The organism is Agrobacterium sp. NPDC090283, from assembly GCF_044769685.1.
GTDB lineage: Bacteria > Pseudomonadota > Alphaproteobacteria > Rhizobiales > Rhizobiaceae > Agrobacterium.
On sequence record NZ_JBIVYG010000006.1, the window covers coordinates 225,868 to 242,394 of the forward strand.

General features: G+C 54.3%; 13 protein-coding genes, 4 pseudogenes and 1 riboswitch. Of the genes and pseudogenes, 14 read left to right on the plus strand and 3 right to left on the minus strand.

Annotated elements, in window-relative coordinates; translation table 11 throughout:
* Positions 1 to 11: 11 nt before the first annotated feature.
* Positions 12 to 824, minus strand: coding sequence for a helix-turn-helix transcriptional regulator (locus ACIQUH_RS11855; RefSeq protein ID WP_400815093.1), 813 nt, complete (start codon positions 822 to 824; stop codon positions 12 to 14).
* 524 nt (positions 825 to 1,348) lie between these two features.
* Positions 1,349 to 1,556, minus strand: a riboswitch (cobalamin riboswitch).
* A 470-nt stretch (positions 1,557 to 2,026) separates the two neighbouring features.
* Positions 2,027 to 2,854, minus strand: a complete 828-nt coding sequence (locus ACIQUH_RS11860; RefSeq protein WP_400815095.1) for a helix-turn-helix transcriptional regulator — start codon at positions 2,852 to 2,854, stop codon at positions 2,027 to 2,029.
* Positions 2,855 to 3,004: 150 nt separating this feature from the next.
* Between ACIQUH_RS11860 and ACIQUH_RS11865 the strand changes: the two genes are divergently transcribed.
* The 11 genes and pseudogenes from ACIQUH_RS11865 to ACIQUH_RS11915 all read left to right on the plus strand — a co-directional run.
* Positions 3,005 to 5,260, plus strand: a complete 2,256-nt coding sequence (locus ACIQUH_RS11865; RefSeq protein WP_400815098.1) for a propanediol/glycerol family dehydratase large subunit — start codon at positions 3,005 to 3,007, stop codon at positions 5,258 to 5,260.
* Complete coding sequence (locus ACIQUH_RS11870) at positions 5,257 to 5,670, plus strand: diol dehydratase small subunit (protein ID WP_400815101.1); 414 nt, start codon at positions 5,257 to 5,259, stop codon at positions 5,668 to 5,670. Before ACIQUH_RS11865 ends, ACIQUH_RS11870 begins: the two co-directional genes overlap by 4 nt.
* Before the next feature lies 1 nt (position 5,671).
* Positions 5,672 to 6,436, plus strand: a complete 765-nt coding sequence (locus tag ACIQUH_RS11875; RefSeq protein WP_400815103.1) for an SDR family NAD(P)-dependent oxidoreductase — start codon at positions 5,672 to 5,674, stop codon at positions 6,434 to 6,436.
* 8 nt (positions 6,437 to 6,444) lie between these two features.
* Complete coding sequence (locus ACIQUH_RS11880; RefSeq protein WP_400815105.1) at positions 6,445 to 7,230, plus strand: SDR family NAD(P)-dependent oxidoreductase; 786 nt, start codon at positions 6,445 to 6,447, stop codon at positions 7,228 to 7,230.
* Positions 7,231 to 7,291: 61 nt separating this feature from the next.
* Positions 7,292 to 8,353 (plus strand): ABC transporter ATP-binding protein, encoded by a 1,062-nt coding sequence (locus tag ACIQUH_RS11885; RefSeq protein ID WP_400815107.1) that lies wholly within the window; start codon positions 7,292 to 7,294, stop codon positions 8,351 to 8,353.
* Positions 8,354 to 8,367: 14 nt separating this feature from the next.
* A complete protein-coding gene (locus ACIQUH_RS11890; RefSeq protein WP_400815110.1) occupies positions 8,368 to 9,486 on the plus strand; it encodes a PotD/PotF family extracellular solute-binding protein in 1,119 nt (372 codons plus the stop codon).
* 49 nt (positions 9,487 to 9,535) lie between these two features.
* On the plus strand, positions 9,536 to 10,378 hold the full coding sequence (locus tag ACIQUH_RS11895) for an ABC transporter permease (protein ID WP_400815112.1): 843 nt from the start codon (positions 9,536 to 9,538) through the stop codon (positions 10,376 to 10,378).
* Entirely contained in the window at positions 10,378 to 11,193 is an 816-nt protein-coding gene (locus ACIQUH_RS11900) for an ABC transporter permease (protein ID WP_400815114.1), read from the plus strand. The genes ACIQUH_RS11895 and ACIQUH_RS11900 overlap by 1 nt, the downstream gene beginning before the upstream one ends.
* Before the next feature lie 57 nt (positions 11,194 to 11,250).
* Positions 11,251 to 12,549, plus strand: a complete 1,299-nt coding sequence (locus tag ACIQUH_RS11905) for an NAD(P)/FAD-dependent oxidoreductase (protein WP_400815116.1) — start codon at positions 11,251 to 11,253, stop codon at positions 12,547 to 12,549.
* A gap of 111 nt (positions 12,550 to 12,660) precedes the next feature.
* A complete protein-coding gene (locus tag ACIQUH_RS11910) occupies positions 12,661 to 13,095 on the plus strand; it encodes a YybH family protein (protein ID WP_400815118.1) in 435 nt (144 codons plus the stop codon).
* Between the two features lie 106 nt (positions 13,096 to 13,201).
* Positions 13,202 to 13,362: pseudogene (locus ACIQUH_RS11915) on the plus strand (IS110 family transposase); the annotation flags it as partial.
* Here the strand turns inward: ACIQUH_RS11915 and istA are convergent.
* Positions 13,361 to 14,659: pseudogene (gene istA, locus ACIQUH_RS11920) on the minus strand (IS21 family transposase); the annotation flags it as partial. The pseudogenes ACIQUH_RS11915 and istA overlap by 2 nt on opposite strands.
* Before the next feature lie 616 nt (positions 14,660 to 15,275).
* Here istA and ACIQUH_RS11925 point away from each other — a divergent pair.
* From ACIQUH_RS11925 to ACIQUH_RS11935, 3 genes and pseudogenes are all read left to right on the plus strand, one after another.
* A pseudogene (locus ACIQUH_RS11925) lies at positions 15,276 to 15,320 on the plus strand (hypothetical protein); the annotation flags it as partial.
* A gap of 43 nt (positions 15,321 to 15,363) precedes the next feature.
* Positions 15,364 to 15,876, plus strand: a pseudogene (locus tag ACIQUH_RS11930) (SDR family NAD(P)-dependent oxidoreductase).
* A gap of 310 nt (positions 15,877 to 16,186) precedes the next feature.
* On the plus strand, positions 16,187 to 16,453 hold the full coding sequence (locus tag ACIQUH_RS11935; RefSeq protein ID WP_400815120.1) for a hypothetical protein: 267 nt from the start codon (positions 16,187 to 16,189) through the stop codon (positions 16,451 to 16,453).
* Positions 16,454 to 16,527 lie beyond the last annotated feature (74 nt).

Sequence of the window (16,527 nt, forward strand, 5' to 3'; positions counted from 1 at the left end):
ACTCAAAGTCACTACCCGGTAGACGACCTCAGGAAGTGATTGAACAGTTCACCCTTCGAAGATACGCCCAAGCGGGCGTAGATGTTTTTCTTGTGCGTCTTCACGGTGCCTGCCGAGATGCCGAGGGTCTCCGCGATTTGCTCGGTGGAGCGACCACCAAGTATAAGATCGGTGATCATCTTTTGTCGGTCAGAGAGCTGAAGGATCCTGGTGTCTTCTTCACACTTTGATTGTTCGGTATTTTGGATCGAGACCGTTCGTGAGCCAGACATTGTAGCCTTGAAACCGGTCACTGCGTTGTTTTCGTGCAGAGATATCAGGCTTCCGATAATCGGATGGACGAGGCGCGCGAGCTTCCGTTGCGCTGGCTGAAATTTCGTTTGCTGCCAACGTCGCATTAGGCAGATCACAACGAAATCCCCCTTCGTGGGGTGAAAAATCCACCCGATCTCATCTACAATAGACGCCTTTTCGTAGTGAGCGCTGAAGTAACCACTTTCAGAGAAGTTCTTTGGCGCAATTTCGTTTAGTACATAAACATCGTTCGAGAAATTGTCTTTACCAATGTGGTCTAGCAAGGGATCGAATAGGTAAAAACCAGAAAGGTATTCGTCAAGTAGATCGTAGTTTCCATCATCGCCAACAAACAGGACCCGCGGCGCATCGGTTTCATTGTATTTCAGAACGTGGCCGCTGCTGTATGGCCAATGTTCTCCAAGGAATTCGAAGAGTCTCTGGTAAAAATCTTGATCTGCAACCTGTTCAATAAGGCGCCCAACGTCACGAGAAAAGCCGCCAGGGGAAGCGGGGCCGAATACTTCCATTCGTTTGTCTCCATTTATGCGGTTCAGACTTCACGCACTGAGTCTGATGAAAATCCATTCAGAAGATCGATTTCCGCAACGTGGCTATCCAGAAAGTAAGTGTTTTGGATAGAGCAATATGACTCGAAAGCGTATCCCTCCTTCGGGATACTACGCCTCTAGACGGCACCCGTATCGAGTGCGGCGAGTCGCGGTCGCACAGGTCATTCAAGCACAAAGCTTTTGAACAATCGGCCGGGTTAACAATCGTAGAGAGATGTGTAAAGCAATGCCGAAAGCGACGACTAACGCGCTTTACGTTGAGTTCGAAAGCCGACCGGCCCACGGAGGTAAGTCGTTTTATCCCATTGTTCCAACCAATCTCTTGGGCCGGCTGGTCATTGGTGACGAGTTGGGATTCTGTCTTGTGCTGGCGATTAACGCTCATGCGGGCTGTCCTGACGGGGACCTTCGAGGGTGCGCACAAGGATCCACGGGCCTCGGATTAACCGGGCCGTTAGCCTCCTGATCGCCCACCGCGACCGGTCAAGTTTATCACATGAGGCTGGTTTCCGGGCTCCAGAGCGGTCCTTCCGTGGACATGACCGACCCCTTCCCAGGAACATCTCCCAGTGGGCTTTGTCGATCTTTACGCTCTGCTACCGTTGCGGGGGCAGCGCCGGATTACCACCGGCTTCCCAATTATCCAGATGGCTTATCGAGCCATCCGACACCTCAAATAGAACAGACCATATTCGTTCTCCGAGGGCAAGAGCGAGATGGCAAGCGACCACAAAAATCCTTCGCCACTCAATCAGAGTTCGCCGATCCACGTGCGTTGATCGACGGCGTGGAAAACTCGGCGGACACCGTGCCGATTGGAATGTTGGCGTAGCGCTGGTTTCGTCAGCCGAACCTATGCCGAAGTAAGATATATCTGGTAACTCAACGAGAACATTTTACGCCAGCGCGATACCATTTAGAGATTTGTGCCCGATCCAATCGTCCCAGCGAGGCGCGGCTGCTGCCGAAGTATGACACGCTCAGTGAATCGGTAAAAGCGATCAGTCGAGGCCCCAAATTTCCGCTTCCCGCTGACCGACCAAGGTTTCCGGAATGGCGCGGATCATACCAGGCAGGTCAGTTCTCGGTAAGTGGCCAGACAGTTTTTGGAGATAGGCACCAGTATCCTTATCCGCCATTTACGGTTCGCTCAGATCGACTCAATCGCGACCGAGCGACTTTACAAAGAGGTTAAAAAGTTCTCCGTGGGACGATATTCCCAGGCGCGAGTAAATATTGCGTTTGTGCGTTTTTACTGTACCCGCTGAGATCGAAAGATTCAGCCCTATGGATTCTGTAGAATGTCCGCGAAGGATCAAATCGACAATGTCTGTCTGGCGATCGGAAAGTGTCTTCTTGTCATTGCCTGTCGCCAGGAGATAGGCATTGATGCGCGCGGATGGAGACTCGTGGTCTGTCGTGCCGTCCCAGTTATGATTGGCGCTCAATTGAACCTGACTCATGAGGGTTTCATGGAGTTTTACGACACTAGAGAAAATGGGCTGCAAGACCTGAGCGATGCGAATCTGTTCCTCGTTGAACTGACCGCTGTCCCAGCGCTTTAACAAGCAGATAACGATGCGATCCTGCCCCGACCCGATGATCCAACCCAGTTCATCGGTAATTTGTGCCTTTCGGTAATGTTTCTTGAAATAGGAGCTCTGAGTGAAACTATCGGGTGCCAGAGTGTCTAAGCGGTAGATTTCATCACCATTTTCGTGGTTCTTGAGATAGAGCCACAGCGGGTCCAGCAAATAGTAGCCCGACAGATACTCATCCGTCCACTCGTAGACATTCGGACGACCGTCATGAAGGACAAGCGGGGCGCCGTTGTCCCGATACTTCAGTATATGCCCGTTGCTGAATGGTATGTACTTGGAAAGAAAAGAGAAAACGGTCACATAGAAATTTTCTCCAGGTGCGCTGGAGATGATATCCCCGATCTCGTGCGTTAATGCCCAAGGCGTGGGCATATCTAGGATGTCCAACGGGCTCCCTCCTTAGGCATACCCCATCCGAAAGATGTTGTCCGCCAATCCAATGCAATAGCCTCCCCCAAATACACATAGCGCGGGGCTGATATCAACTGCCTTGACCGTTGAAATGCCACTAAGCGTCGGTTTTGCAGGGAGGACGGGTTGACTGAGAGCACACCCAATCGTTGGAAGCGTTTCGATGTATGGGACGACCGTCCACTTCGACTCGACCGTTTTGCGGTGGAGGATCCGGAAAACGGCTTCTCCGCGACAAAGAGCCCTGCCGACCCAAAGCCTTCACTAGTTGTAAGCAATGGTCGCGTGGTCGAGCTTGATGGTGTTCTGGAAGCTGATTTCGATCTTATAGACGAATTCATTGCGCGTCATCACATAGATATCACCATCGCCGAAGAGGCCATGGCGACAGATAGTCTAGCTTTCGCAAGACGGCTTGTTGATATCAATGTCTCGCGCTCTGACCTTGTCCGCCTTTCACGTGGGATGACGCCAGCGAAGCTTGTTGATGTAGTTCAGTACCTGAGCACTGTCGAGCTAATGTTTGCTCAGACCAAGCTACGTGCACGTAAAACGCCGGGCAATCAGGCTCACGTCACCAATGCCAAGGACGATCCGCTTCAGCTTGCCGCTGATTCGGCTACGGCGGTGGCACTAGGTTTCGATGAAATTGAAACCACGATGCGCGTTGCCAGCAACGCTTGGGCAAACGCGCTCGCATGTACCATTGGTGCCGCAGTCGGGCGCGGCGGCGTGCTTTTTCAGTGCTCGATCGAAGAAGCGGAAGAACTGGCGATCGGTATGGCCGGCTTCACCTCCTATGCAGAGACAGTATCTGTCTACGGGACTGAGGGTTCGTTTATCGACGGCGATGACACGCCCTGGTCGAAGGCGTTCCTAACGACAGCCTATGCATCTCGGGGGATCAAGGCACGTTGCACTTCAGGCGGCGGCTCGGAGCTCTTGATGGGCTACCATGATGCCAAGTCTATTCTTTACCTCGAGGCGCGTTGCCTATGCATGCAGCGAGGAATGGGCGTTCAGGGCACACAGAACGGTGGCATTGACGGCGCTCCCCTCGCATATTCCGTTCCAGGCGGCGGCCGGGAGATCTTTGCTGAGAACGTACTTGCGGCCCTTCTCGATCTCGAATGTGCAAGCGGCAATGATACGCGTGCCACGTCATCCGAGATTCGAGTCGGTGCAAAGATCATGCCCGCGCTCGTATCGGGAACGGATTTTATCTCGTCGGGCTTCGGCTCGATCATGTCGTATGACAATGCTTTTGCCGCCTCTCTTTTTAACGGGGAGGAGATCGAAGATTATCTCACGCTTCAACGCGACTATGTGGTTGAAGGGGGGTTGACCCCAATCGAAGAGGGACCGGCACTTGACATCCGCCGGCGAGCGGTCGAAGCGGTTAGCGCCGTTCTCGATGAGCTCGGTCTTGCATCTCCGACAGATGCACAAAAGACAAGTGTGGTCTTTGCAGCGGGGTCTATCGATACGGACACCCTCTCCTCCGGTTTAGTGCTGGAAATCAGCAACGCGATCAAGGAAAGCATTACGGGCGTCGATGTCGTGCGAGCTCTTTACAAGCGGGGCTTCCATCACGAAGCCGAGAACGTGCTCATGATGCTTCGGTTGCGGGTGTCCGGCGACTATCTACAAACATCGGCGATCGTTCAGGACGGCAAGATCGTCAGCGCCGTCAATTCGCCTAACGATTATGCCGGCCCAGGAACCGGTCATCGGATATCGGATGAGCGGTGGGCGCAGATCGCAGCGATGCGTGGAAGCCTTGCGAGATATGATGTCATCGGCGGAAAGGGTCGTCATGACGGCAACTCTCCGTACGCGTTGACCGTGCTTGGAACTGCGGTAGTTGGCGCCGATCCATGCGAAGTTGTGATCGGGATCAGTCCAAGCTGGGGGGTGGAGATCCATCAAACGACGGCGGGGCACCACTTGTCGGACGTTATGGATGCGCTCATTTCTGGCATCACGGGTGTAGGAGGACGCTATCGCATCGTGCGTATTCGACATACTGCCGACACTTCGTTCTTGGGGCTTACCGCAGCGCGATTGTCAGGGTCTGGTTATGGGATTGGTATTCAGGCGAAGGGCACTGCCGTCATTCATCAGAAGGACCGGCTTCCCCACATGAATGTGGAGCTGTTTTCGACAGCACCCATCACCACGCTCGAACACTATCGCCGTCTTGGAGAAAATGCGGCGCGATTGGCTGCGGGAGAAGCGCCTGAGCCGGTTCTGGTCGAATACAACGGGGAGGCATTGCTGGCGAAATACCATGTCAGAACTGCCATGTTGTTCTCGATCGAAACTGCAGCGACTGATCCTAAAGCGCTGCCAGAAGAAATTCGATTGGAGCAGAAAAGATGAAGAAGTTTGCCTACCCCCTTTCCGAGGAGGCACCGGAAAACGTTCGTACCGCTCAGGGTAAGACGTTGGCTGAACTTACGTTGGAAAGCATACTGTCCGGTGAAGTCAAGCAACAGGACTTTGCGATCACGCCGGAGGTATTGTTCCATCAAGCCAACGTTGCCCGCGCAAGCGGTCGTGAGCGGCTTGCTGAAAACTTCGAACGTGCCGCGGAAATGATCAACGTCCCAAATGGGATGCTGATTGAGACCTATGAACTGCTAAGGCCTGGCCGCGCCTCAACCGCTGAGGTTTTGTTTGAGCGGGCGAGGCTTTTCCGAGAGCAGTTCGGAGCCGAGCGCATGGCCGCGTTTATCGAAGAGGCTGCGCGCGCTTATGAACGTCGCTCACTCTTTCGGGCACGATACTGAAATGGGCCCGAATTTCGACGGTAAAGCCGTCCTAGTTACTGGCGCAACGTCCGGGATTGGTATTGCCATTGCCACCGAATTTGCTGCACGAGGCGCGTCCCTTTTAATCACGGGTCGCAACAGCAAAGCAGGCGCAGAACTTCAGCAGAAGCTATCCAACACTAATGCAGCTGTAGAATTTCTAGCAGATGACGTCACTAAGCCTGGCGCTTCCGAGCGTTTGGTAGATCACGCCGCTCGTCGCTTTGGAAAACTGGACGTTCTCGTCAATAACGCCGGTATTTTGTATCGCGGAGATGCAGTCGCTTGCAGTGATGAGGAATGGGATCAGACGTTCCAGACAAATGTGACCGCTGTGTTCAAGATGTCTCGCGCTGCCGTGCGCTCGATGATGATCAGTGGTGGAGGTGCGATCGTGAACATTGCTTCAGATTGGGGACTCGTGGGAGCAAAAGGAGCGGTTGCTTACGGTGCCAGCAAGGGTGCGATTGTTCAACTGACGCGGTCAATGGCTATTGACCATGCTCGCCAAGGGATTCGTGTGAATGCGGTGTGCCCGGGAGACACTGATACCCAGATGCTTGATAGCGTGGTGGGAGGGCTAACCCGAGCCGAAGGTCTCTCAGAACTAGGTGCCCAAATACCTTTGGGACGTGTTGCGCGACCGGAGGAAGTTGCCCGCGTCGTATGCTTCGTCGCGTCAGATGACGCATCTTTCATGACCGGTTCGGCTATAGCGGTCGACGGCGGAAATAGTGCTGGTTAGGAAATATGATGACAGGAATTCTAAAAGGCAAGGTGGCACTAATTACTGCTGCCGGAATGGGAATTGGCCGAGCGGCGGCTATCAAGTTGGCAAGTGAGGGTGCGACGGTATACGTCACGGACAGAGATGGTGCCGCCGCTGCAGAAACCATTGATCTTGTCCGCCGCGGTGGATGGAATGGCGACGGCGAAGCACTCGACGTAGCAGATTTCCCGCAGGTTCAGAGCGTAGTAGCGCGATGTCATGCACTTCACGGGAAGGTTGACATACTGCACAGCCATGCGGGGATTCAACTTGCCGGAGGTGCAGAGGAGCTAACAGTTGCGGACTTCGAACGGTCTGTCGCGGTGAATGTAACCGCACAGATCGTCGCTGCTAAGGCTGTGATCCCAATTATGACAAAGCAGCGAAATGGCGGTGTCATCCTTAATACGGCGTCAAATGCGGGTGTGTTCGTCGATCGAGGAATGCTTGCTTACAACACTACCAAGGCAGCTGTTGTCACAATGACGCGGCAACTGGCGCTCGATTATGGCGCTTCAGGAATTCGAGTAAATGCTCTTTGCCCGGGATGGGTCGATACACCGTTCAACCGTCCTTATCAGGATCACTTAGGTGGTAGGGAGGCACTAGAGTCTGTCGTCCGCGACAAGGTTCCTTTGGGCCGCTTCGGAACCGTCGAAGAGATCGCGGATGCTATTCTATTCCTCGTTTCACCTATGTCCTCTTACATCACCGGACAAGCACTGGTTGTCGATGGTGGTGAATCGATTGCCGCTATTGCGCAGGTCTAGTTTTGTTAAACGCGCTCAAAGGACGAGCCGAACGAGTTTCCCCTAGCAGAAAGCATCTCCAATGAATGACGGGGCGATAAGCTTCACGAACGTAACGAAGAAGTTCGGAGACTTCGTCGCCGTACAGGACCTCACGTTCAATATTGAAGGAGGAGATTTCGTCTCGATCGTGGGTCCGTCGGGATGCGGAAAGACAACGACCCTTCGCATGATTGCCGGATTTGAATTTCCGACAGACGGCGACATATCGATTGGTGGCAGGTCCGTCGATCGTTTGGAGGCCTGCGACCGTCCGATCAATATGGTTTTTCAGAACTATGCCCTCTTTCCGCATCTGAATGTATTCGACAACATTGCCTATGGGCTGCGAAGCCGCCGAAATAAAAGGCCGGCCGATGACATCCGCAAGCGCGTTGCGGATGTCATCGGGAAAATGCAGTTGATCGGCAAGGAGCGGCACCGAATCTGGGAACTGTCGGGTGGTCAGCAGCAACGAGTGGCGCTAGCGCGTGCAATCGTCAACAACCCCAAGATTCTCATCCTTGATGAACCAATGGCCGCTTTGGACAAGAAGCTTCGGCGAGATGTTCAATTCGAGTTGCAAACCCTCCAGCGAGAACTCGGTATCACCTTTATCATGGTAACCCACGATCAACACGAAGCGCTTTCGCTAAGTGACCGAATTATCGTGATGAACAGGGGCCGCATCGAGCAGCTGGGGTCACCGGAGGACCTTTTCCACCGCCCCGCAACCCAGTTCGTTGCGTCCTTCATTGGTGATTTCAATATTCATTCGGGCTTGAAAACAGATGGCCGTGAAGCTGAGTTGGCTGGTCATACCCTCAAGTTGTTGGGCCACCGAGGTTCGCTTCCAGCCCAGGTGTCGGTGGGCTATCGACCCGATGCGTTAAAGCTAGTTCCCGCAGGGACGACGAAATGGGCCGCAACAATCTCAAACATAATCTTTCTCGGCGACAAGGCTGAGATCAAGCTCGAGGCTCCTGGCCTTGGGACACTGCTATCGCGGGTGGATATCAATGAACTGAAACAACGCCGGAACCACGTAGGCGAGGCCGTTGGCTTGAAAGTATCTGACAGCGATTTTCATGTTTTCACAAAATAGAGGGGAATAACAACATGGAACGTAAGGAATTAAGCAACTGGCTCGAACACTACAGGCTCGGCCGCATTTCAAGGCGGGGCTTTCTTGCAGTAACTGGTATTGGAAGTACCATCGCTGCACTTGGGCTTGAGCCGCGCAGCGCTGACGCACAGGCGCTCTCCGGGACGGTAACGCTGGCGACCTGGCCTAACTACCAAAACCAGAAGAACCTCGATGCGTTTACAGAAAAGACCGGGGTGACGGTAAATGTCGCAATCTTCGGATCAAATGAAGAAATGATGGCGAAGATGCAAGCGGGAGATGCGGGCTTCGACGTCGTGGTGCCGACCAACTACGCAATACAGCCGTACGCCGCCTCTGAACTGATCGAGGAACTCGATCTTAGCCTCATCCCAAATTATGATGCGAGCAGTGTTGACCCACGATTTGTCGAGCAGGGGAAAATCAACGGAACCACCTTCGCAGTCCATAAGAATTGGGGCACCAGCGGGTTTGTAATCAATACATCTTCAATCAAGACACCGTTTGCAACCGTAAGGGACTACTTTGACGGTGTTCGCGGCCCCTATTCCGGTTACGGCGTCGCGTTGGACCATCCTCTAGATACGGTAGGGTTTGCCCTCAAGTACTTCGGGTACTCGTTCAATTCGATCAATGAGAGTGAATTGAAAAAGGCTGAAGAGCTGCTTCTCGATACAAAGCCTCACCTCTATGCAATCTCGTCCGATTTCCAGGCCATGATCCGCAGTGGTGACGCTCACCTTGCTATGTGCTGGAGTTTCGACGCGAGACAGCTCAGGCGGGATATGCCAGAAGTCGAATATATCATCGCAAAGGAAGGTGGTGAAATCTGGAGCGATTTTTATGTGGTAACAAAAACTGCGCCAAATAAGGCGGCCGCGTATGCACTGATCAACCATTTGTTGGAACCGGACAACAACGTACTTGAGTTCGAGGCTCATGCCTCGGCGATCGCTGACGCGCGAGTAATAAGGCTTCTGCCTGCGGAGGCACAGACTGATCCTATTCTATATCCGGCAAAGGATCTGCTTACGCCGTTGGAATTCGGCCTCGCCGAAGCAATGTCCAATCCTCTCCGCAACGAGATCATGGCTCGTTTTAAGTCGGCGTGAGCTGCGAAACTGAGGGCGACGAGGGTCGCCCGCTTTCTCCGAGGAGACAATGGTTCAAAAACGACTAGCGCATCTACTGTTGCTGCCTGGGTACATTCTGCTTGTGGCGACACTGCTCGGCCCATTGGTGACAACGCTCGTCATTTCCTTGGGCAATCGGGCGGCAAACGGGGGCTATGATCCATCGTTCACTCTAAGCAATTTTGCAGCAGTGAACTCACGATTCAGCGCTTTTCTGAACACTATACAACTGTCGGCTCTCGGAGCCGCTGTCTGCATTACAATAGGGATCCCAGTTGCGTTTTACATAGCCAAGAAACTTACTGTATCGCGGAGATATACCGCGCTGTTCCTAGTCGTATCGCCGTTCTTTACGAGTTTTGTCGCTCGAACATATGCTTGGTACTTCGCATTGGGCGGTCGTGGCCTGCCTTCCATTGCGCAATGGCTGGGGCTTGGTCAGTTTAGAATATTGAACACCGATTTCGCGGTAATCATCGGAATCGTTTACGCTTACTTGCCTATCGTAATACTGACACTTTTTATAGCGTTCGATCGGATCAGCGATGATCTGCTTGAGGCCTCCAGTGACCTCGGCCGGAAACCGTTTGAGACATTCTTCTCCGTGGTAATTCCGCTAGCCATGCCAGGTATTATCTCTGGTTATACGCTTGTATTCATTCTGTTGTCGGGGGAATACCTGATACCTATGCTCTTGGGTGGCGGAAAAGTCTACTTCATTGGCAATGCGATCGTTGATCTGTTTCTCCAGTCGCGAAACTGGCCACTTGGTTCTGCCGTTGCAGTCGTTTTGATGCTGCTGATGATAGCCGCGGCCGTCCTTAGCCAACTCGCCCAGCACGCCTTGAACACTGACAAACGGTCCCGCTAATGCGCTCTTTTTCCCTCCTCATTTTTCTATTCTTATACATCCCGGTCGTTGTTATCGTGGTGTTTTCGTTCAATGCAGCTCCAAATGTCAGCTCATTCACGGGCTTCTCCTTGTCATGGTACCTGAAGGCTTACTCGAATCCCTTGGCGATGGAAGCACTGTTAAACAGCACAATTATTGCTGTATCGACTGCCTTGATCTCTACCGGAGTCGGGTCGGCAGTCGCTATTGGTTTATTGGGTGTTTCGAAGACAACCCGTGCAATTGTGCAAGGATCGATGATGATCGGTTTGGCGATACCGGGCATCGTCATTGGCCTGGCATCATTGGTGTTCTTCTCTAGTACATTCTCTGGAGGAGAGAGGCTGATTGCGTATTTGGCTGGGTGGCCAGAAGCGACAAAGCTCTTTAGTTTCGGAAAGCCAACGGTAATTGCTGCTCATTCGCTTTTTTGCACCGCGCTTGTCGTGGAGATCGTTCTCTTGCGGTTGCGTCAGTTGAACCCGACCTGGCTAGAAGCTTCGAGCGATCTCTACGCCACGCGCTCTGAATCCTTACGCCGAGTTGTCCTTCCTTTCCTGACGCCAGCGATGATGGCAGGTGGTTTGCTATCCTTCGTCCTCAGTTTTGATGAGTTCATTATCGCGTTCTTCGTGTCCGGCGCGAAACCAACGCTGCCCGTCTACATGTTTGCGTCGGTCAAACGCGGTGTCACTCCAGAGTTGAATGCAATTGCGACCACAACGCTCACCGTTTCGATCTTGGTCTCCGTGCTGGCCTACGTGATGATAAAGCGCTCCCAATACAAGGCCTGACGAAACCAGCTTGACCGCCAGTGAAGATCACCGCCGTATCCCTTGATGAGTCAGATAATGCAAACGCACAAAGTAGTGGTTGTCGGAGCCGGTTTCGGAGGTCTCCAGCTTGTTCACGCTCTCAAAGGTTTGCCGGTGGACATTACTCTGGTTGACCGAAGGAATCATCACCTCTTCCAACCTCTCCTCTATCAGGTCGCCACAACAATTCTCGCGACCTCCGAGATCGCATGGCCGATACGCAATCTCTTTCGTGAAAGGGAAGAGGTGAAAGTGCTACTCGATGAAGTTACCGGTGTTGATCGGGGGTCGAAGGCTGTGGTGCTCGCGTCGGGGAAGCGCCTTACCTACGACACGCTTGTAGTGGCTACGGGCGCAAGGCACGCTTATTTCGGCCACGATGAGTGGGAGAGACTGGCGCCCGGGCTTAAAACCCTCGAGGATGCAACCACGATACGCCGACGAGTGCTTCTGGCGTTTGAGCGAGCGGAGTTGGCCGAGAACGAACAGGAGAAGGCGGCTCAGTTGACGTTTGCTGTCATCGGTGGGGGGCCGACCGGCGTTGAAACAGCGGGAATGATTGCTGAGCTGGCTAAGTCGACACTGCCATTAGAGTTCCGCTCCATCGACACTCGCAGCTCGAGAATTCTTCTTGTCGAAGCTGGTTTGAGAGTTCTGCCGGCGTTCAGTGTGGAATTGTCTACATACGCAAATAATGCACTTACGAAGCTAGGCGTAGAGGTACAGCTTGGAAAGGCTGTGACTGAAATCACGGATGAGGGGGTGTTTGTCGGAGATGAGCTTGTAACGGCCAGAACCGTTGTTTGGGCCGCAGGCGTACAGGCTTCACCAGCGGCCAGTTGGGTCGGCTGCGAGACCGACCGAGCAGGACGAGCGAGGGTTACTGAACGTCTTCACGCACCGCACGACGAAAGTGTTTTCATCATCGGCGACACTGCTCTTATTGAGCGAGATGATGGCAGGCCGGTGCCTGGCATCGCGCCGGCTGCGAAGCAGCAAGGTTCCTATGTTGCCAAAGTCCTTAGATCGCGGCTGTTGGCGCAATCCGACCCGGGCCCATTTAAATACCGTCACCAAGGTAATCTTGCCACAATCGGAAGGCGTGCGGCTGTTATCGAATGGTCTCGCTTGAGCCTTAAGGGGTGGCTTGCTTGGTGGATCTGGGGTCTCGCCCATATATATTTCCTGATTGGAACTCGCTCCCGCTTCGCCGTGGCGTGGAGTTGGATTTGGATCCACTTGTCAGGACAACACAGTGCACGGCTAATTACACAGCGTGAGACCTTGAAGGACTATGCCGCACCGTCCAGCCTCATACGCCCGGTCGATGAGTAAGATTGAGTATCAAGCGACGGCGGTCTCGAAGTAGACCGCCAACTGAATGCCACTAGCTCAGCCGTTGTTGATAGCTTGCTGGCAAACATCAAACAATGAAAGCATGTTACAATGTCTGATAGTCCTATACCACCGCGCGAAATCCTTCAGTCAGTCTGGGATCGCTATGTCGAAGCCGTGAATACGAGCAATGCAATCGCCTATGGTGCGATCTTCACGAATGACGGGATTCGCGTCGTGACGGGACAAGCGCCTGAACGCGGGCGAGATGAGATTACACGCAATGAACAAGCTGACTACGATGAGGGCGACTGGACAATTGCGCCGTCTATCATCGATGCCCTGCAGATTTCCAGTGACGCGATCTACGGCCTCGCCGAAGTCGATGTCACGATTTCGCCCCACGCCGGCCGAAGCGTCGTCAAAAAAACCATCATCGCTTCGTGGTTAATCCTAAGGCAGCCGACTGGCGAATGGTTGCTATCGCGACACTCCGCCAACGTGAAATCGCCGACGCCCGACGAGGCACGCGACCAAGCCGGGTAACGGACGAGTTTGAATTTTGCACATCCGCATGTGTTGGTGTGGACGGCTCTGAGACCTCAGCGATCTATGGCATGCTGGCTATGGAATTGAGCGAGAGGAGCGCACCATGAAGCCCGTTACAAGAATCGGAATGGCACGTCAAAAAACGTATTACAGTTGCACGGCGTCGATGAAGCTGAAGAACCCGTTCTGAGACGCCAGCTCGGGCGGAGAGAAATGATCAAGTTCTTCGAGAATACGCCGCCGATTTTGGTTGCTATCAAGGCCTGACCGCATCGAAGCCGATGGCATCGAGCTGGATCGCTTGCTTCACCGCCGCATGCAGGTCCTTAAGGTCGAAGCTCTCCAACAGTCGCAGAACTTGCACATATTCCCGCCGCCCATGCTTGGCCATTCTGCCTTCCATCAAACAGCGCAGCGTGGCGAACTCGTCCGGCAGATTCCAGCCCTGCAGAGGGGCTACCTGATCCAGCGCATTGATCTTTTGCTCGATCAGCGGTAGGTAATGGACGGGATCGAAGACGACATCCTCCCGGTCCCAGCACCGCGGATGACGGGCAATGATCTCGCCACGGTAGCCGATCACCACCTTATCGACATAGCCCCGAACCCAGACGTCTTGATGGCCGTAGGCGACCGGCACGGAATAGTCGTTGGTCTTGTAGCGTAGGAGCGACTGGGTCGTCACAACAGCGCTGGCCTGGTCGCAGGCATCAAACGGCGTCGCAGGCAAGGGACGCATGGCATTCAAGTCTCGCTGAAGCTGTTCGCCGATTGTCTCGCTTTCGCCCCGCAGCTTGTCGCGCTGGTGTTTGCGGCACTGCTCTTCCAGAAAGCTATTGAACGCATCCCATGCCGGAAACTGCGGGATCGGCACCATAAAGTTGCGCCGGGCGTAGCCGACGAGGCCCTCGACATTCCCCTTATCGTTACCCTTTCCCGGCCGACCATAGCGATCCCGGATCAGGTAGTGGGACAGAAAGCCGCTGAACAGCGCTGCCCGCTTGCGTGTTGCGTCGGGCAGGATCTAGGCGACAAGGCAACGGTCATTGTCATAGACGATCGACTACGGTACGGCCCCAAGAATGCAAATGCGTGAATGTGGCCATAGACCCAAGCCTCGGCTACCGCCACCGGATAGGCACGCATATAGCAGCCGTCGCTATGCGGCAGATCGAGCCCGAAGAATCGGGCCTTCTGTTCGACGCCGCCAATCACCACCGTCGCCTCACCGAAGTCTGCCTGTGCGTGGCCGGGCGGATGCGACAAAGACACGAACACCTCCTGGCGGCTCGCGCATGTAATCCTTGATGATCGTGTAGCCGCCGGTGAACCCGCGTTTGTCCCGCAGCCGGTCAAACACCCGCTTTGCGGTATGACGCTGCTTGCGCGGCATCTCTAGGTCTTCATCGAGCCAATGCTCGATCGTCGAAACGAATGCATCCAGCTTCGGACGCCGGATCGGTGATCGCCGCTGATAGCCGGGTGGTGTCGAATACGACAACATCCTGGCCACGCTGTAGCGAGATATGTTGAAATGCTTCGCTGCCTGACGCCGGCTCATCCCTTCCGAAACAGCCAGGCGAACCCTCAGATAAAGTTCCACGGTTAGATCCCCTGTCCCTCCTGCGATCATTGCAGAAAGGAAATAGGTGGCCGGATTTTACTCCGCCCGCAGCAGGATTATCCCGCCGCTACCGCGGCCGACTTTTGCACGGCCGCTCTCACTTGAAGCGGTAGGCAAGTCGCGGTTCAGCTGAACTCACATATGAGCTTCTCAGGCCCGGTCGCGCCGCAATGGCTGATATTCTGTTCGAGCGTGCAAGGATTTTCAGATAGCAGTTTGGCGCGGTGCGCATGGCAACATTCATCGAAGAAGCTGCACGTGCCTACGAAAGACGGTCGCTGTTTCGGCAGAGATACTGCACATTGCCCAACCAAAAAAGTTTGTCCGCGCGATGTTTGATGACGGTTTCGGCAATGGTGGAAGCAGTGCTGGTTAGGAGATAAGATGGCAGGAATTCTGAAGGGCAAGGTCGCGTTCATCACGGCGGCGGGGATGGGAATCGGACGCGCAGCGGCAATCAAGCTGGCGAGTGAGGGGCCGCGGTATAGATGGCGGGGCAGCCGCCGAAACGATTGCGGTCATTCGCGCCGGCGGGTGGAATGCCGACGGGGAAGTGCTCGATGTTTCTGATTTTTCGCAAATTGATGAGGTCGTGCAACGGTGCCGCGGACGTTTCGGCACGCTCGATATTCTGCATAACCATGCGGGGATTCAGCTTTCCGGGGGGCGAAGAACTCACGGTGACCGATTTCGAACGATCCGTTGCGGTGAACGTCACGGCGCAGATCGTTGGTGCAAAGGCGGCGATCCCGATCATGAAAAAGCAGCGACTGGGCGACGTTATCCTGAATACCGCGTACAATGCCGGTGTTTTCGTCGATCTTGGGATGCTGGCTTACGACACCATCAAGGCCGCAGTGATCACCATGACACGCCAAATAGCGCTGGGCTACGGCCCGATCGGAATTCGCGTGAATGCGCTTTGCCCGGGATGAAGTGATACGCCATTCAACCGCCCCTATCAGGATCATCTCGGCGGCAGAGAGGCGCTCGAGGCGGTGGTTCTTGACAACGTGCCGCTTGGCCGCTTCGGGACGGTCGAAGAGATTTCCGAGGTAATTCTCTTCCTCGTTTCGTCCATGTCTTCATACATTACGGGACAGGCCCTGGTTGTTGACGGTGGCGAGTCGATTGCGGCGATCGCGCAGGCCTGACGACTTTCACAGGATGCGCTCCAGCATGCCCGGAACGCATCGATGAAGCGGCGGGTTGGAGGGTCTTTCGGCGTAGGCTGTGAAGCAATGCAGCATTCTTGCAATGTGACGTCATCGCCGTAAAACGGCCTGCAATCATTAAGCACAGAGAGACGATTACAATGTCTGCCAATCCGCTGCCGGGTTACGCCATTCTCCAGTCCGTATGGGATTGCTGTGTCGATGCCGTCAATACAAGCAATGCAGCTGCGTATGGTGCGCTATTCACGCAGGACGGCACCTGGGTCCTGAGCGTGGCCGGGATGAGATCATGCGTAACGAGCAGGCGGACTACGATGATGGAAACTTGACGATCGTGCCGTCGATCATCGACGTCCAGCAAATTTCTGAGGACGCGATCCATGGCATTGCCGAAGTTGATGTCACGATCATTCAGCACGCCGGTCATGGCGTAGTTCGAAAAACAATTATCGCTTCATGGCTCATCCTGAGGCAGCCGACAGGTGAAAGGCTGCTCTCCCGGCATTTGGCGAAAGTCAAATCGCAGGTATTTGAGCCGGCGGGTCGGCAAGCCTGACACGCCACTTACGCGCCGGGGCCGGAGTTGACGGATGCATGCTGCTATCGTCACCTGCCGGATGTCCTTTGCCG

What these genes read in the sequence shown, in the direction of transcription:
- ACIQUH_RS11855 (WP_400815093.1), bottom strand. Translation starts at nt 824, where the DNA reads ATGGAAGTATTCGGCCCCGCTTCCCCTGGCGGCTTTTCTCGTGACGTT.
- ACIQUH_RS11870 (WP_400815101.1), top strand. Translation starts at nt 5,257, where the DNA reads ATGAAGAAGTTTGCCTACCCCCTTTCCGAGGAGGCACCGGAAAACGTT.
- ACIQUH_RS11875 (WP_400815103.1), top strand. Translation starts at nt 5,672, where the DNA reads ATGGGCCCGAATTTCGACGGTAAAGCCGTCCTAGTTACTGGCGCAACG.
- ACIQUH_RS11880 (WP_400815105.1), top strand. Translation starts at nt 6,445, where the DNA reads ATGACAGGAATTCTAAAAGGCAAGGTGGCACTAATTACTGCTGCCGGA.
- ACIQUH_RS11885 (WP_400815107.1), top strand. Translation starts at nt 7,292, where the DNA reads ATGAATGACGGGGCGATAAGCTTCACGAACGTAACGAAGAAGTTCGGA.
- ACIQUH_RS11890 (WP_400815110.1), top strand. Translation starts at nt 8,368, where the DNA reads ATGGAACGTAAGGAATTAAGCAACTGGCTCGAACACTACAGGCTCGGC.
- ACIQUH_RS11895 (WP_400815112.1), top strand. Translation starts at nt 9,536, where the DNA reads ATGGTTCAAAAACGACTAGCGCATCTACTGTTGCTGCCTGGGTACATT.
- ACIQUH_RS11900 (WP_400815114.1), top strand. Translation starts at nt 10,378, where the DNA reads ATGCGCTCTTTTTCCCTCCTCATTTTTCTATTCTTATACATCCCGGTC.
- ACIQUH_RS11905 (WP_400815116.1), top strand. Translation starts at nt 11,251, where the DNA reads ATGCAAACGCACAAAGTAGTGGTTGTCGGAGCCGGTTTCGGAGGTCTC.
- ACIQUH_RS11910 (WP_400815118.1), top strand. Translation starts at nt 12,661, where the DNA reads ATGTCTGATAGTCCTATACCACCGCGCGAAATCCTTCAGTCAGTCTGG.
- ACIQUH_RS11935 (WP_400815120.1), top strand. Translation starts at nt 16,187, where the DNA reads ATGCGTAACGAGCAGGCGGACTACGATGATGGAAACTTGACGATCGTG.